The organism is Kribbella sp. NPDC051952 (genome assembly GCF_040680855.1).
GTDB lineage: Bacteria > Actinomycetota > Actinomycetes > Propionibacteriales > Kribbellaceae > Kribbella.
In genome coordinates this window covers 21,278-36,460 of the sequence record NZ_JBFAXQ010000012.1, presented here as the reverse complement: position 1 = coordinate 36,460, position 15,183 = coordinate 21,278, and the positions used below count along the sequence as shown (strand labels likewise).

The window sequence follows — 15,183 nt, the reverse complement described above, 5'->3', positions numbered from 1 at the left end:
CCGCAGCGCTGTCAGGGTTGTACCCATGACCAAGATGCTGCACCCCGGCGACGCGGGGTACGACGAAGCCCGGACCGTGTGGAACGCCATGATCGACCGCCGGCCGGCGGTGATCGCCCGCTGTGAGAGCACCTCGGACGTGGTGGCAGCCGTCGCCTTCGCCCGGTCCTCCGGTCTGGAGATCGCAGTCCGTTGCGGCGGCCACAACATCGCGGGTCAGGCCGTCCCGGAGGGCGGGATGATGATCGACCTGACGCCGATGAACGCGGTCCGGGTCGATCCGGAGCGGCAGCTGGCGTGGGTTCGGGGTGGGGCTTTGCTGGGTGAGCTGGACAAGGCGGCGCAGGAGTACGGCCTCGCGACGACCGCGGGCAACGTCTCCCACACCGGCGTCGGCGGGCTCACGCTCGGCGGCGGGATGGGCTGGCTGGCCCGGCGGTTCGGGCTCGCCTGCGACAACGTGGCGTCGTACGAGGTGGTCACGGCGGCCGGTGACGTCGTACGGGCGAGTGCCGACAAGAACCCCGAGCTGTTCTGGGGGCTGCGGGGCGGTGGCGGGAACTTCGGGATCGTCACGGGGTTCGAGTTTCGGCTGCATCAGGTGGGGACGCGGGCGCTGAGCGTCGAGTTCACCTATCCGACGTCGGTGGGTTTCCAGGTCCTGCGCGGATGGCGGGAGCTGAACGCAACCGCGCCGCGGGAGGCGACGTTCACCGCGAACATCAACGCGGACTCGGTCACGGTCGGGTACGTGTGGGTCGGCGAGGGCGGACACGACTTGCTGCCGGCGTTCCGGGCGCTGGGTCCGGTCGCCGACGAGAAGATCGAGGAGACGACATACCTGGAGCTGCAGACGCGGGACGACAGCCTGCAGGGGCACCGGTTCCGCCGGTACTGGAAGGGGCACTACTTCAAGTCGCTGCCGGACAACGCGATCCGCGCGCTGCTGAAGACGCCGGGGGTAGCGGCCAGCCTGCAGGCGTACGGCGGTGCGATCGCCGACGTAGCCGATGACGACGCGGCCTTCAGCCACCGGGACACGCAGTTCGAGTTCGTCACCGCGACCCGCTGGGACGACCCGGCCGAGGACGAGACCAGGATCGCCGAACTCCGTGCGTACGCCGCGACCCTGGAGCAGTACGCCGGTGGCGCCTACCTCAACACGCTCAACGGCGACGCGATCAGCCGCGCCTTCCCGCCGGCCAAGCTGGCCCGGCTGACCGCGCTGAAGACGGCGTACGACCCGGCCAATGTCTTCCACCTCAACCAGAACATCCGCCCCGGCGAGGCAACGACGGAGTCCGCGGCCTGACTGGTACTTGTGGACGGTGGACTGGGACGCACTGTTCGCGAACGTCGCTCGGGTGATCGAGGGCGCCGGCGTGATCATCATGGCCATCGGGCTCGCCGTCGTCCTGCTCCGCTACCTGCACGACGCCCTCCGCAAGGGCACCGAGAACTACCGGCGGCTACGGGTGAACCTCGGCCGGGTGATCCTGCTCGGCCTGGAGATCCTGATCGTCGGGGACATCATCCGGACGATCATCGTCGAGACCTCGGTGCAGAGCGTGCTCGTCCTCGGCCTGATCGTGGTGATCCGGACCGTGCTCAGCTTCGCCCTCGAGGTCGAGATCTCCGGGTCCTGGCCCTGGCAGCAACGCCCGGCCGACTGAAGGTTCCGGGACAGCGGCGCGGCATGATGGGGTTGTGACGACCGAACTGACCCCAGAACTGGCGGCGACGATCGAGGAAGCGTTCGCACGGCGGGACCGGGCGAACATGCAACCGACGATCGACTTCTTCGAGAAGCTGCTCACCGAGCACCCGGACAACCCGTACGTGCTCTACGAGGTCGGCGGTTCGTACGACACCGACGGCCAGGAGGAGAAGGCGGTCGCGTACTACGAGCGTGCTCTACCGCACCTGACCGGGGAGACGCGGCGGAAGTGCCTCCTGCAGTACGGCAGCACGCTGCGCAACCTCGACCGGTTCGACGACTCGCTGGACGTGTTCAAGAAGGCGTGCGCGGAGTTCCCGGAGTCGGACTCGCTGCGGGTGTTCAAGTCGCTGAGCCTGCACGCGGCCGGGCACAAGGACAAAGCCCTCGCCACGTTGCTGCTCGTCATCGCGGATCGCGTCGACAATGCCGAGATCAAACGCTACGAGGCCGCGATCCGCGGTAACGCTGAGTACCTCGCCGGGCTCTGATCAGGCCTTCTTGGCGAGCCCGCCGTACAGGACGTCGCGGGCGCCGGGGATCGTCCCGGCATCCTTCGGCGACTCCGTGCCCGGCGCCTGCCACTCGACCAGCCGGACCACGCCGGGGTCGAGGAGCTCCAGGCCGTCGAAGAACGAGCTGATCTCCTCGACGGTCCGGAAGGCCAGCGTGGGGAACGAGGACTGGACCTTGTCCACCAGCTCCGTCACCAGTTGATTCAGCTCACCGCCGTCGCGCGGGTTGCAGGCGTGGCTGATCGCCACATACGACCCCGACGGCAGCGCCTCGACGTACTGCTTGACGATCGCGCGGGTCTCCTCGAGGTCCGCGAGGTGGTGCAGCATCAGCGCCATCACCAGCGCGACCGGCTCGCCGGCCGCGAGCATCTCGGCCACCGCGGGATCAGCGAGCACCTCGTCGGGCCGGGTCAGATCCGCGGCGGCGAAGTGGGTCCGGTCGTTGTCCAGCAGGAGCGCGCGCCCGTGGGCGATCACCGATGGGTCGTTATCGATGTAGACCACGGACGCGAGCTGGTTGCGGGACTGCGCGATCTGATGGGTGTTCTGCGCGGTCGGCAGGCCTGAGCCGGCGTCCAGGAACCGGGTCACCCCGGCCTCCGCGGCCAGCCAGCCGATCACCCGGCCGAGCCAGGCGCGATTCGCCTTGGCCCACTCCGGTGTCTCCGGCGCGATCTTCATGATCTGCCGGTACAGCTCGCGGTCGGTTTCGTAGTTGTCCTTGCCGCCGAGTGCGTAGTCGTACACCCGGGCCACGCTCGGGCGAGTGGTGTCGATCCCGTGCGCGATGAACCCGCCGTCACTGGTCGGCTGGTTCGTCACGCTGTCTCCTCGCCGTCGGCGGTTCGGATGCCGCTACGAGGTTATCGCACAGACAGTTATCGAAACACCACGAGGAGTTCAATCCTTTGTAAAAACAGGTGTTTCAGCAGGCACACGCGACCCCGCGTGGCGCGGTCAGCGGATCGGGCAATCGACGGTCGATCCCGTCGGTCGTTTCCACCGGCAATCCTTCCCGCGCCCAGTATTCGAAGCCGCCGAGCATTTCCTGCACCGGATAACCCAGTTTGGCGAACTCCAGTGCCGCCTTTGTCGCACCATTGCAGCCAGGACCCCAGCAATACGTCACCACCGGAACACCCGCCGGTACGACGGAATCCGCACGCGCCGCGATCTCCCGGGTCGGCAGGTGGATCGCGCCCGGTACGTGGCCCTGGTCCCAGCTCTCCTGACTCCGGCTGTCGATCAGCACCCAGCCGGTCACGCCGGCACCGATGTTGGCAGCCACATCCGACACGTCCGTCTCGTACGCGAGCCGCCGGGCGAAGTGCGCGACGGCGGCCTCAAGGTTCTGTTCGGTCATGCGCCTAGATTCAGGCTTGGGACCCGGGTGACAACAGTGGCAGAAATGTCCTAGTGCAACAAGATTCAGCCACGCCGGGAGACGATCTTGGCGCGCGCCCGGGCGACCTTGATCGCGGCCTTCAGCGTCTCGACGTCGTACGCGCCGTAGTGGCGCTGCCCGTTGACGAAGAAGGTCGGCGTACCGGAGACGCCACTGGTGTCCGCGGACTCGACGTCCTGGGCGACCCGGGCCGCGGCCACGTGCCGCTTCACGTCGTCGTGGAGTTTGGCGGTGTCCAGGCCGAGCTGGTCGGAGTACCGCATCAGGTCCGTCGGCTGCAGACTGTCCTGGTTCGCGAGCAGCAGGTCGTGCATCTCCCAGAACGCCCCTTGGACGGCGGCCGCTTCGGCCACCTCGGCGGCGATCTGCGCGCGGGGATGGACGTCGCTGAGCGGTAGGTGCCGCCATACGTAACGCAGGTCGTCGTCGGTCAGCAGATCACGGACGACCGGCTCGGCGAGCCCGCAGTACGGGCACTCGAAGTCGCCGTACTCGACCAGGGTCACCGACGCGTTCTCCGGGCCGCGGATGTGGTCGCGCTCGGGGTCGACGGGGTCGGTCAGGTCCACCAACTGCTCCGCTTCGCCGAGCAGCGCGAGCGCCTTCTTCGGCGGCGAGAGCAGGAAGGCCGCCCGGAACACCAGCCACGTCAGCGCCGACGCGATCACCACCGCCGACAGCAGCCCCACCTTGGCCTCGGCCAACTGCGGACCCTCGAACGCGATCGTTGCTATCAGCAAGGAAACGGTGAACCCGATCCCGGCGATGGTGCCACTGCCGAGGACCGCGGCCCAGCCGACGGTCGGCCCGAACCGGCCGCGGGTGAACCGGTCCAGCAGCCAGGACACCGTCGTCACCGCGACCGGCTTGCCGACCACGTAGCCGATGATGATGCCGAGCGTGATCGGCGCCGTGTACGCGCGGCCGAGGAAGTCCGCGTCGATCGTGACGCCGGCGTTGGCCAGGCCGAACAACGGGACGATCAGGTAGCTGGTCCACGGGTGGTAGAGGTACTGCAGCCGCTCGTTCGGCGAGATCGTCGCGGTCAGCCCGACCGTCGCCGACCGGGCCAGCTCGGGCGTCGGCTGCTCGCGGAACAGCCGGAACAACCCGGTCGCCTCCTCCAGCTCCTCCCGCCCCGGCGAGTACGCCGAAGCCGTCAGCCCGATCGCGAGTCCGGCGACCACCGGGTCCACGCCACTGGTCAGCAGCGCTGCCCACATCCCGACGCCGAGGACGACGTACATCCAGGCCTTGCGGACACGGAAGAAGGCGAGGACGAGCACGACGCCGAGAGCGGCGATCGCCAGCATCAGCGGCATCAGCTTGATGTGCTCGCTGTAGACGACGGCGATGACGACGAGCGCGAGCAGGTCGTCGACCACGAACACCGTGAGCAGAAAGACCCGGACCCGATCCGGTACGCCGCGGCCCACCAGCGCGAGCAGGCCGAGCGCGAGCGCAGTGTCCGTGGACATCGCGACACCCCAGCCGTGCGCGCCTTCGCCGCCGGCGTTGAAGGCGAGGTAGATCAGGACGGGCAGGGCCATGCCGGTGATGCCGGCCACCATGGGGAGCACGAACCGGCCGCGGTCGCGCAGATCACCGAGGTCGAACTCGCGCCGCGCCTCCAGGCCGACGACCAGGAAGAACAGGGTCATCAGGCCGCTGTTGATCCACTCGCGCAGATCCAGGCTGAGGACGTCGTGACCGAGCCCGATCGACAACTCGGTCCGCCAGAACTCGTCGTACATCCCGGGTGCGAGGTTGGCCCACAGCAACGCGACCACAATGGCCGCGGCCAGGACGCCCGAACTGCCCGCCTCGGTGCGCAAGAAGGCCCGCACCGGTGCCGCGAACTCCCGCCGCCAATTCGTCCGGCCACTCAGCAGAGCGGGCAGGTCCGTCATACCCACACCTTAATCCGGTGCGGAGCAGAATCTGACACCGTTGTCGGCGCTACATTCCGTGAGAACGGGGGCATAATGCGTAAAGAATTGGGTAGCGCGCAGACAGGTTGTTCACCGATGTGCGGGGTGTGGTCATCCGCAGGTCGTGGGGTTGGGCTTGACGCCGGGATTTGTGCGGCCAGAACGGCGGACCGGGTCACGTCCCGGCGTCCTCAACTACGCTGACCGGATGGGTGAGTGGCGGCCTCTTGCGGGTCCGTCGCGGCAGGTCGCACTGGAGATCCTGCTCGACGGGCCCTTGTCGCGCGCCGAGCTCTCCCGCCGGGTCGGTCTGTCCCCGGGCAGCCTGACCCGATTGACCAAGCCGATGGTCGAATCCGGGCTGCTGGTCGAGGTGACCGGCGGGCCGACGGACGCGCGGGTCGGCCGGCCGTCGCAACCGCTTGATCTGGATTCGGGCGCGCATCATTTCGTCGGCATCAAACTCACCGGCGACACGGCGATCGGCGTACTGACGAACCTGCGGGCCGAGGTGATCGCCAGTGTCGAGCGTCCGCTGACCGATCCGACGCCGTCCGCGGTCGCCGAGCTCATCCTCGAGGTCACCGACGAGCTCGCGATCCAGGTCCCGGGCGGGGTCCCGATCACAGGCATCGGAGTGACCGTCGGCGGCCGGGTCGCGAACGACACCGAGGTTCGCTGGGGGCCTTATCTGAACTGGTTCGACGTACCGCTCGGCGAGCTCGTGGCGGCACACACCAGCACCCCGTTCGTGCTCGCGAACGACGTCACCGCACTCACCGAGGCGACACATTGGTTCGGCGCCGGCCGCAACGCCGACCGCTTCATCCTGCTGACGATCGGCGCGGGGGTCGGGTACGGGCTGGTCGTCCACAACCTGACCGTCGACAGCCCGGACACGAGTATCGGCACGATCGGCCACTACCCCTTATTGCCGGACGGTCCACGCTGCGACCGCGGTCACCGCGGTTGCTCGCTCAGCCTGCTCACCGTCAGCGCGATCAGCGACCACGTCAGTACAGCGGTCGGCCGGGAGGTCGGCTACGACGAGGCCCTCGACCTCGCCGCCAAGGGTGATCCCGCGGCCAGTGTGGTGATCGCCCGGGCCGGTCGCGCCCTGGGCAAGCTGATCGCGGCGGCGGCGAACTTCACCATGCCCGAGCTCGTCGTCCTCGGCGGCGAGGGTGTCCGGCTGGCCGAGGTCGCCCACGACGAGATGCTCGCCGCACTGCACGCCGACCGCCATCCATCGTCTGCGGAGCTCCCGATGGTGCTCCAGCCCGCCGACTTCACCGAGTGGGCCCGCGGAGCGGCCGTGGTCGCGATCCAGACCTTTGTTCTCGGAGTCGAGTAACTGACTATCCTTAGATAAACAGTTACACTCATCGCCATGGACTTGGTGAGGCGATGGGTTGAAGGGTGGCGGCTCTGCCGTGGGCTGGACCCGCTGATCGAGTACGACGATGCGCTGGCCGCCGTACTGGGGTTACCTGGGCGGGAGCGGGAGTTGTTCGCGCTGGATGACGATCCGCGGACCGTGGCGCGGCTCGCGGGGCAGGTGACCGGGGATACCTGGCTGACGGTGACTACGCAGGACGGGGACGAGATCGCGCGTCGGCTCGCGGCCGGCGGCGTACGGCCGTTCGAGGAGCAGAAGACGCTGATGTCGATCGAGCTGCGTGCGCATCCTCGGCCGGCGACCTCGTCTTATCGGGTTGAACTCTCGTCCGACGAACCGTTGGAGTACGTGCGGATCCTGGCGGCCGACGGGTCGGTTGCGGCGCGCGGGATGGTGGCGATGGTCGGCTCGGATGCGGTGATGCATGACATCCAGACCTATCCGGCGCATCGGCGGCGCGGGCTGGGAAGCGTGGTGATGGGAGCGCTCAGCGGGCGGGCTCTCGAACGCGGTGCGCGGACGGGATTGCTGATGGCCACCACGGACGGATTTCAGCTCTACCGGCGGCTCGGCTGGATGGCCGAGGCGATCATGGTGACCGGGTCAGGCCCCTCGCGCGCGGTGGGCGGCGACCTTGGTGCGGTTCTGACAGGCCGTTGAGCAGAACCGCTGCGTCCGGTTCCGGGTGGAATCGAGGAACAGGTCGTCGCAGCGGGTCGCCTCGCACCCGCGCAGTCGATTGACGTCGTCGCTGCCGAGCAGCATCGCCGCGGCGGTGGCGAACTCGGCGAGCCAGTTGCTCCCGAAATGCAGGTGCCACGGCTCGCCCTCGTGCCGGGTCAGCTGTGGTGCGGCTTTGGTGTCCCGGAGCAAGCCGTTCACCAGCTCCACGGCCCGGTCCACATCCGGCAGGGAGGTCAGAGCGGCGTACAGCGTCTTGCCGCCGTCGGCGTACTCGGTCACGTCGACGGCGCCGACGCGGTTGGTGGTCAGGCGCAGCACGGCCTCGACGGCGGCGGAATCGGGCGGAACCGCCGGCCGGCCTTGACGCGTGGCGGAGCCGAAGGTGTTCGCGAGCGCGATCGCCGCGACCAGCGACGCCTTCAGGTGATCCGTAGCCTCCACGCACCCAGTATCAGACCAGGGCATGCCACCGCGTGCTACCAGGGTCGTACGCCGAGGCAGGTCAACATCCGCCCGCGAACCGATGAACCCGATGGTGGCCAGAAACCACAATGACGACTGTGAAGGTCGCGGTGGTGATGGGCGGTGCGAGTCCCGAGCATCGGGTCTCGCTTGCCAGTGGCAAGGGCATCGTGAAGGCGATCGAATTGCTCGGTCAGACGGCGATCCCGATGGTGATCGATGCTGAGGGCAACTGGGTCGACGGGCAGCACGAGGCGATCGAGATCCTGCAGGCCTGTGACGTCACGATCCCCGCCTTGCACGGGGAGGGCGGGGCGCTGCAGGGATTCCTGACCCAACTGAAGATCCCGTACGTCGGCAGTGGGGTCGCGGCCAGCGCGGTCGGGCAGGACAGGCACCTGACCAAGGCGGTCCTGTCAGCGCACGGTATTCCGGTCAAGCCGGAGGAGCTGGCCGGCCGGGAGATCGGTGTGGCCCTGCTGGAGTGCCCGGATGGGCGGGTGAATACGGCACTCGAGAGCCACGGTGAGCCGGCTCAGCGGCTTCGCTGTATGGCGATCGAGGTATTCCAGGTCCTCGGCTGCCGGGGCTTGGCGCGGGTGGACTTCGTCCTCCCGGCGGACGGTCACCCAGTCGTCAACGAGATCAACACCTTCCCCGGTCTCACCCCCGGCTCGCAGTTCCCGCGGATGTGGGCCGCCGCCGGTCTGTCGTACGCCGAGGTCGTCGACAATCTGATCCGCACAGCGATGCGTTGATAGCTGCTGCCTATCGGTTGATAGGCAGCATTGCTTTGACCCTGGGGTCGTGGCGACGGAATGTTGTATACATGACGAGTGAGGTCGTGGCCGCCGCCCCCGTCCCGGTTCCCGGGCGTGCCCAGCGAGTGCGTGAGATCGCGATCGAGTTGCGGGGCTTGCGCGGAGCGCTGATCCCGATCCTGCATGCGGTGCAGGAGGAACTCGCGTACGTCGCTCAGGACGATGTGGCCGTGATCGCGGATGTGCTCAACCTGTCTGTGGCCGAGGTGCATGGCGTGGTCACCTTCTACAAGGACTTCCGTCGTACGTCGGCCGGACGGACGACTGTGGCGATCTGCCAGGCGGAGGCTTGCCGGTCGGTGGGCGCGGTTGAGCTGGGTGAGCACCTGAAACGCCAGGCGGGGTGCGGGTTCGGTGAGACGACGTACGACGGGCGGGTCACGCTCGAGGAGATCTACTGCTTCGGGAACTGCGCCCTCGGGCCGACGGTCCAGGTTGGCGAGAAGCTACACGGACGAGTCACACCCGCGCGGCTGGACGCACTCCTCGGGGAGGTGCGATGAAGGTCTACGTTCCGAGGGATTCCGCGGCCCGGTCGGTTGGAGCGGATGAGGTCGCGGAGCGGATCGCCGCACTTGGCGATGTCGAGGTCGTGCGGACCGGGTCGCGCGGGATGCTGTGGCTGGAACCGCTCGTTGAGGTGGAGACACCGCGCGGCCGCGTTGGCTATGGACCTGTTGCTCCGGAGGACGTGGACGGATTAGTTGCCGCCGGAATGCTGGAAGGTGGCGGCGATCAGCTCGGGCTGGTTGACGAACTGCCATGGATGAAACGGCAGCAGCGGTTGACGTTTGCGCGGGTCGGCGTGGTCGATCCACTCTCCGCCGACGACTACACGGCGTACGGCGGAATTGTGGGCCTGAGGCAAGCATTTGCGCTCGACCCGGCTGAGGTCGTCGAGACCGTGGTCGACTCAGGACTGCGTGGACGTGGTGGTGCCGGCTTCCCGACCGGGATCAAATGGCGGACCGTGCTCGGCGCCGAGGCTGACCTGAAGTTCGTGTGCTGTAACGCGGACGAGGGTGATTCCGGCACGTTCGCGGACCGGATGCTGATCGAGGGCGATCCGTTCACGTTGATCGAGGGGATGGCGATCGCGGCGTACGCCGTCGGGGCGTCGGAAGGGTACGTCTATCTGCGGTCGGAGTACCCGGACGCGGTCGCGACGCTGAAGGCCGCGATCGAGGTCGCTCGGGCGCGTGGCTGGTTGGGGCCGGACATCCTTGGCTCAGGGTTCGGCTTCGACCTGCACGTGCGGGTCGGTGCGGGTGCGTACATCTGCGGCGAAGAGACCTCGATGCTGGAGAGTCTCGAAGGCAAACGCGGCATGGTCCGTGCGAAGCCGCCGATCCCTGCCCTGGAGGGGCTTTTCGGCTGTCCGACCGTCGTCAACAACGTGTTGTCCTTGGCAACGGTCCCGACGATCCTTGCCCACGGCGCCGAGTCGTACGCGGCGTACGGGACCGGTAGGTCACTCGGTACGAGCGTCTTCCAGCTCGGCGGGAACGTCGCTCGCGGCGGCATCGTCGAGACCGCCTTCGGCATCAGCCTCGGTGAACTGGTGAACGACTTCGGCGGCGGAACGGCGTCCGGCCGCCCGGTCCGCGCGGTTCAGGTGGGTGGGCCACTGGGGGCTTACCTGCCGGTCGAGCAGTTCGACCTGCCGATGGACTACGAGGCGTTCGCGGCCACCGGTGCGATGGTCGGGCACGGCGGCATCGTCGTGTTCGACGACACCGTGGACATGGCCTCGATGGCCCGGTTCGCGTTCGAGTTCTGCGCGGCCGAGTCGTGCGGCAAGTGCACGCCGTGCCGGGTCGGCGCGGTCCGCGGCGTCGAGACCATCGACCGGATCGTGGCCGGCGAGGACCGGCAGCAGAACCTGGTCCTGCTCGAGGACCTGTGTGAACTCATGACCGACGGCTCGCTCTGCGCGATGGGCGGCCTCACCCCGATGCCAGTACGCAGCGCCGTCCGCCACTTCGGAAAGGACTTCGAGTGAGTCTCCTCAAGGAACCTGACTTCGGTACGCCGGCCCGCCCGGGCGAGGCCACCATCGGGCTGACGATCGACGGCGTGGACGTCACGGTCCCACCGGGTACGTCGGTGATGCGGGCCGCGAAGCATGCCGGGGTCGACGTACCGAAGCTGTGTGCGAGCGACAACCTGGAGGCGTTCGGGTCCTGCCGGTTGTGTGTGGTCGAGATCGACGGTGTCCGCGGTACGCCGGCTTCGTGTACGACGCCGGTCCGGGACGGCATGGTGGTGCACACGCAGAACGAGCGGCTCGGCAAGCTCCGGCGCGGGGTGATGGAGCTCTACATCTCCGATCACCCGCTCGACTGCCTGACCTGCTCGGCGAACGGCGACTGCGAACTGCAGGACATGGCCGGCGTCACCGGGTTACGCGAGGTGCGCTACGGCTCAGGTGTCGAGGCCGGTGCGAACCACATGGACGCACCGACGGACAGCTCGAACCCGTACTTCGATTTCGAGGCGTCGAAGTGCATTGCGTGCTCGCGCTGCGTCCGCGCGTGTGACGAAGTACAAGGAACGTTGGCGCTGACGATCGAAGGGCGTGGGTTCGACTCGAAGGTCGCGGCCGGTGCCGGGGTGTCGTTCTTCGAATCCGACTGTGTGTCGTGCGGAGCGTGCGTGCAGGCCTGCCCTACGGCGACGCTGCAGGAGAAGTCGGTCGTCGAGCTCGGGATGCCGACGCGGTCGGTGATCACGACGTGCGCGTACTGCGGGGTCGGGTGCTCGTTCAAGGCCGAGCTGCGCGGCGACGAGCTGGTCCGGATGGTGCCGTACAAGAACGGCGGCGCGAACGAGGGCCACTCGTGTGTGAAGGGCCGGTTCGCCTTCGGGTACGCCAGCCACCCGGACCGCGTGCTCGAACCGATGGTGCGGGACACGATCGCGGACGAGTGGCGGACGGTGTCGTGGGAGGAAGCGATCGGGTTCACCGCCCGCCGGCTGCGGGAGATCCAGGCTGAGCACGGGCAGGGGTCCATCGGTGCGATCACGTCGTCACGAACCACGAACGAAGAGGTGTACGCCGTTCAAAAGATGGTGCGCGCGGTCTTCGGGAACAACAACGTGGACACGTGTGCTCGGGTCTGCCACTCACCGACGGGCTACGGACTGAAGCAGACGTTCGGTGAATCGGCCGGGACCCAGGACTTCAAGTCGGTCGACGAGGCTGACGTCATCCTGGTGATCGGTGCGAACCCGACCGACGCGCATCCCGTGTTCGCCTCCCGGATGAAGAAGCGGTTGCGGCAGGGCGCGCGGCTGATCGTGATCGACCCGCGGACGATCGACCTGGTCCGCTCTCCGCACATCGAGGCCGCTCATCACCTGCGGCTGGCACCCGGTACGAACGTCGCGATCATCAATGCGATCGCCCATGTCGTGGTCACCGAGGGCCTTATCGATCGTCCTTTTGTCGACAATCGGTGTGAGGACTTCGGGACCTGGGAAGCGTTCATCTCGCAGCCCGAGCACAGCCCGGAGGCGGCAGCTGAGATCAGCGGCGTACCGGCGGAAGACATCCGCGCCGCGGCTCGGCTGTACGCTACCGGCGGGAATGCGGCGATCTACTACGGCCTCGGCGTCACCGAGCACAGCCAGGGCTCGACCATGGTGATGGGGATGGCGAACCTCGCGATGGCGACGGGGAACATCGGGCGGCGTGGCGTCGGGGTGAACCCGTTGCGTGGGCAGAACAACGTGCAGGGCTCGTGTGACATGGGTTCGTTCCCACACGAGTTGCCGGGATACCGGCATGTGTCGGATGACGGCGTACGGGCTGTTTATGAGCAGCTGTGGGGTACGCCGATCCTGAATGAGCCGGGGTTGCGGATCCCGAATATGTTCGACTCGGCGATCGACGGTTCGTTCAAGGCATTGTTCGTGCAGGGTGAGGACATCGCGCAGTCCGATCCGAATACGCAGCATGTGTTTGCGGCTCTCGGTGCTTTGGACCTGCTCGTCGTACAGGATCTGTTCGTGAACGAGACGGCGAAGTTCGCGCACGTTTTGTTGCCGGGGACATCGTTCCTGGAGAAGGACGGGACGTTCACGAACGCCGAGCGGCGGATCAACCGGGTCCGGCCGATCATGGCACCGCGGACCGGGAAGCAGGAGTGGGAGATCGTCTGCGAGCTCTCCCAGGCGATGGGCTACCCGATGCACTACGAGTCGGCGGCGCAGATCATGGACGAGATCGCACTGACAACGCCTACGTTCATGGGGGTTTCGTTCAAGCGGCTGGACGAGGCCGGCTCGATCCAGTGGCCGTGCAACCTCGAGCATCCGGACGGTACGCCGATCATGCACGAGGACGAGTTCACCCGGGGCAAGGGGCGGTTCATGGAGACCGTGTACGTGCCGACGTCGGAGCGGTCGACGCGGAAGTACCCGTTGATCCTGACCACCGGTCGAATCTTGTCGCAGTACAACGTGGGTGCACAGACCCGGCGTACGGCGAATGTCGCTTGGCATCCCGAGGACATCCTGGAGATCCATCCGCACGACGCGGAGGTGCGTGGGATCGAGGACGGGGATACGGTCGCGCTGATGAGCCGGGTGGGACGGACGACGCTGCACGCCAAGTGGTCGGAGCGGATGCCGGTCGGGGTTTGCTACACGACCTTCCACCACCCGGTCACCGGTGCGAACGTGATCACCACCGACAACTCCGACTGGGCGACGAACTGCCCCGAATACAAGGTGACCGCGGTCCAGGTCGACCTCCTCCCTTCGTCGGTGGCGGCGGATACCGAACGCGAGCCGGTTATCGCTGGTGGTGGACGGTGAGCCACACTACGATCCCGCCGTACGTCCGCCTGGCGAACGAGATCGCGGCCCAGTTCGCCCACCGCCCACCCGCCGAAGCCGCCACCGCCATAGCCACCCACCTCAAAGCCACCTGGGATCCCCGCATGAAACAAGCCCTGATAGCCCACGCAACAGCGGGCGCCGAGGACCTGGACCCAGTAGCCGCATTGGCAGCCCAACAACTCCAGGCCATGCGCACGTGAGCCAACCCACTACTCATTTCTGTTGGGACAGTGGACTTCCGTGGGATGTCGCGCGGGAACTCGCACATGCGGCGACTCGGCCGGGGCGAGGGGTTTCTCGGGGTTTGGTCGAGGGTGGGGTGTTGGCGACACCGTTGGTTTCGCCCGGGAACGTTCCGCCGGTGGATCGGGCAGCCATGGATGGGTTTGTGGTGCGAGGTGAAGGACCCTGGCGGGTTGTGGGGACGATTGGGGTTAGTTGCACGACGGCCGTGGCGCTCGCGGAGGGAGAAGCCTGCGGGATCGTGACGGGGGCTGCGGTCCCGGCGGGTGCGACGTCCGTGGTGCGTTCCGAGGATGCGGTGCTGGTGGGGAATCGGCTGGAAGGACCGGCCGACGAAGGCAAGCACATCCGCCGGGCCGGCGAGGAATGCAGAGCCGGCGAACAGCTTCTGCCAGCAGGTGTCGTGGTCGACTCAGCAGTCCTAGGGTTGGCGGCCGCCGTCGGGCTCGACCGCCTGACCGTCATCCCCCAACCAACGGTCGCCGCCTTCATCACCGGTGAGGAGCTTGTACCGCGAGGACCATCCGGCCCCGGCCGAGTGCGAGACGCAATCGGCCCGATGCTGCCCGGCCTGATCACCCGTGCAGGTGGAGTGGTGGGACAGATCAGACACCTGAGGGACTCCCGGGACGAGTTGGTCGCGGGACTGACAGCCACCGACGCCGAGCTGATCCTGGTCTCCGGCTCGTCCGCAGCCGGACCAGCCGACCACCTCCGCCCAGCCCTCAACGCGCTAGGCGCAGAGCTGATCGTCGACGGAGTGGCCTGCCGCCCCGGCCACCCCCAAGCCCTGGCCCAACTGGCCGACGGCCGCCTGATCCTCGGCCTCCCCGGCAACCCCTTCGCCGCCCTCGTCGCGTTCCTCACCCTCGGCGTCGCGACCATCAACCGGATGCGCGGCCTCGATCTCCCTCACCTGACCCGAGCCCCCGTCCCCGGCGGCCTCGCCTGCCACCCCACCAGCACCCGACTCGTCCCCGTCCGCGTCACCCCGCAAGGCGCCGTACCAGTCGGCCACAGCGGTTCCGCCATGCTCCGAGGTGTCGCCGCCGCCGACGCGCTCGCCGTCGTCGACCCCGGCCCAGCCGAAGCGATCGCGGCCCGCCTGATCCCGCTCAGCCAAAATGTCGAGAGTCGCAGCACCGTGCCGACGTGATC

General features: G+C 67.7%; 15 protein-coding genes. 11 read left to right on the top strand and 4 right to left on the bottom strand.

Annotated elements, in window-relative coordinates:
* Nucleotides 1-25: 25 nt before the first annotated feature.
* The 3 genes from AB0L70_RS22245 to AB0L70_RS22235 are packed head-to-tail and all read left to right on the top strand — an operon-like array spanning nucleotide 26 to nucleotide 2,208.
* Nucleotides 26-1,312, top strand: a complete 1,287-nt coding sequence (locus AB0L70_RS22245) for an FAD-binding oxidoreductase (protein WP_363686982.1) — start codon at nucleotides 26-28, stop codon at nucleotides 1,310-1,312.
* A gap of 16 nt (nucleotides 1,313-1,328) precedes the next feature.
* Nucleotides 1,329-1,673, top strand: a complete 345-nt coding sequence (locus AB0L70_RS22240) for a DUF1622 domain-containing protein (RefSeq protein WP_363686980.1) — start codon at nucleotides 1,329-1,331, stop codon at nucleotides 1,671-1,673.
* A 34-nt stretch (nucleotides 1,674-1,707) separates the two neighbouring features.
* The gene (locus AB0L70_RS22235; protein ID WP_363686978.1) at nucleotides 1,708-2,208 is read left to right on the top strand and encodes a tetratricopeptide repeat protein; all 501 of its coding nucleotides are present in this window, start codon (nucleotides 1,708-1,710) and stop codon (nucleotides 2,206-2,208) included.
* Here AB0L70_RS22235 and AB0L70_RS22230 read toward each other — a convergent pair whose 3' ends face one another.
* The 3 genes from AB0L70_RS22230 to nhaA all read right to left on the bottom strand — a co-directional run bounded on the left by AB0L70_RS22230 (nucleotide 2,209) and on the right by nhaA (nucleotide 5,550).
* Nucleotides 2,209-3,057: an SAM-dependent methyltransferase gene (locus AB0L70_RS22230; RefSeq protein WP_363686976.1), complete on the bottom strand. Its 849-nt coding sequence runs from the start codon at nucleotides 3,055-3,057 to the stop codon at nucleotides 2,209-2,211. It abuts the gene before it with no gap.
* A 103-nt stretch (nucleotides 3,058-3,160) separates the two neighbouring features.
* Nucleotides 3,161-3,598, bottom strand: a complete 438-nt coding sequence (locus tag AB0L70_RS22225; RefSeq protein ID WP_363686974.1) for a rhodanese-like domain-containing protein — start codon at nucleotides 3,596-3,598, stop codon at nucleotides 3,161-3,163.
* A 65-nt stretch (nucleotides 3,599-3,663) separates the two neighbouring features.
* Nucleotides 3,664-5,550, bottom strand: a complete 1,887-nt coding sequence (nhaA, locus tag AB0L70_RS22220; RefSeq protein WP_363686972.1) for a Na+/H+ antiporter NhaA — start codon at nucleotides 5,548-5,550, stop codon at nucleotides 3,664-3,666.
* 229 nt (nucleotides 5,551-5,779) lie between these two features.
* On the opposite strand from nhaA, the gene AB0L70_RS22215 reads away from it, so the two are divergent.
* The gene (locus tag AB0L70_RS22215) at nucleotides 5,780-6,925 is read left to right on the top strand and encodes an ROK family transcriptional regulator (RefSeq protein ID WP_363686969.1); all 1,146 of its coding nucleotides are present in this window, start codon (nucleotides 5,780-5,782) and stop codon (nucleotides 6,923-6,925) included.
* A gap of 36 nt (nucleotides 6,926-6,961) precedes the next feature.
* The gene (locus AB0L70_RS22210; RefSeq protein WP_363686967.1) at nucleotides 6,962-7,630 is read left to right on the top strand and encodes a GNAT family N-acetyltransferase; all 669 of its coding nucleotides are present in this window, start codon (nucleotides 6,962-6,964) and stop codon (nucleotides 7,628-7,630) included.
* Here AB0L70_RS22210 and AB0L70_RS22205 read toward each other — a convergent pair.
* Entirely contained in the window at nucleotides 7,574-8,095 is a 522-nt protein-coding gene (locus tag AB0L70_RS22205; RefSeq protein ID WP_363686965.1) for a CGNR zinc finger domain-containing protein, read from the bottom strand. The genes AB0L70_RS22210 and AB0L70_RS22205 overlap by 57 nt on opposite strands.
* A 110-nt stretch (nucleotides 8,096-8,205) precedes the next feature.
* Between AB0L70_RS22205 and AB0L70_RS22200 the strand changes: the two genes are divergently transcribed.
* The 6 genes from AB0L70_RS22200 to AB0L70_RS22175 all read left to right on the top strand — a co-directional run bounded on the left by AB0L70_RS22200 (nucleotide 8,206) and on the right by AB0L70_RS22175 (nucleotide 15,181).
* Entirely contained in the window at nucleotides 8,206-8,874 is a 669-nt protein-coding gene (locus AB0L70_RS22200) for a hypothetical protein (RefSeq protein WP_363686963.1), read from the top strand.
* Between the two features lie 71 nt (nucleotides 8,875-8,945).
* The gene (locus AB0L70_RS22195) at nucleotides 8,946-9,440 is read left to right on the top strand and encodes an NAD(P)H-dependent oxidoreductase subunit E (RefSeq protein WP_363686961.1); all 495 of its coding nucleotides are present in this window, start codon (nucleotides 8,946-8,948) and stop codon (nucleotides 9,438-9,440) included.
* Nucleotides 9,437-10,939, top strand: a complete 1,503-nt coding sequence (locus AB0L70_RS22190; protein WP_363686959.1) for an NADH-quinone oxidoreductase subunit NuoF — start codon at nucleotides 9,437-9,439, stop codon at nucleotides 10,937-10,939. The genes AB0L70_RS22195 and AB0L70_RS22190 overlap by 4 nt, the downstream gene beginning before the upstream one ends.
* The gene (gene fdhF / locus AB0L70_RS22185) at nucleotides 10,936-13,758 is read left to right on the top strand and encodes a formate dehydrogenase subunit alpha (RefSeq protein WP_363686957.1); all 2,823 of its coding nucleotides are present in this window, start codon (nucleotides 10,936-10,938) and stop codon (nucleotides 13,756-13,758) included. Before AB0L70_RS22190 ends, fdhF begins: the two co-directional genes overlap by 4 nt.
* Nucleotides 13,755-13,982 (top strand): formate dehydrogenase subunit delta, encoded by a 228-nt coding sequence (locus tag AB0L70_RS22180; RefSeq protein ID WP_363686955.1) that lies wholly within the window; start codon nucleotides 13,755-13,757, stop codon nucleotides 13,980-13,982. The genes fdhF and AB0L70_RS22180 overlap by 4 nt, the downstream gene beginning before the upstream one ends.
* The gene (locus tag AB0L70_RS22175; RefSeq protein ID WP_363686953.1) at nucleotides 13,979-15,181 is read left to right on the top strand and encodes a molybdopterin molybdotransferase MoeA; all 1,203 of its coding nucleotides are present in this window, start codon (nucleotides 13,979-13,981) and stop codon (nucleotides 15,179-15,181) included. The genes AB0L70_RS22180 and AB0L70_RS22175 overlap by 4 nt, the downstream gene beginning before the upstream one ends.
* Nucleotides 15,182-15,183 lie beyond the last annotated feature (2 nt).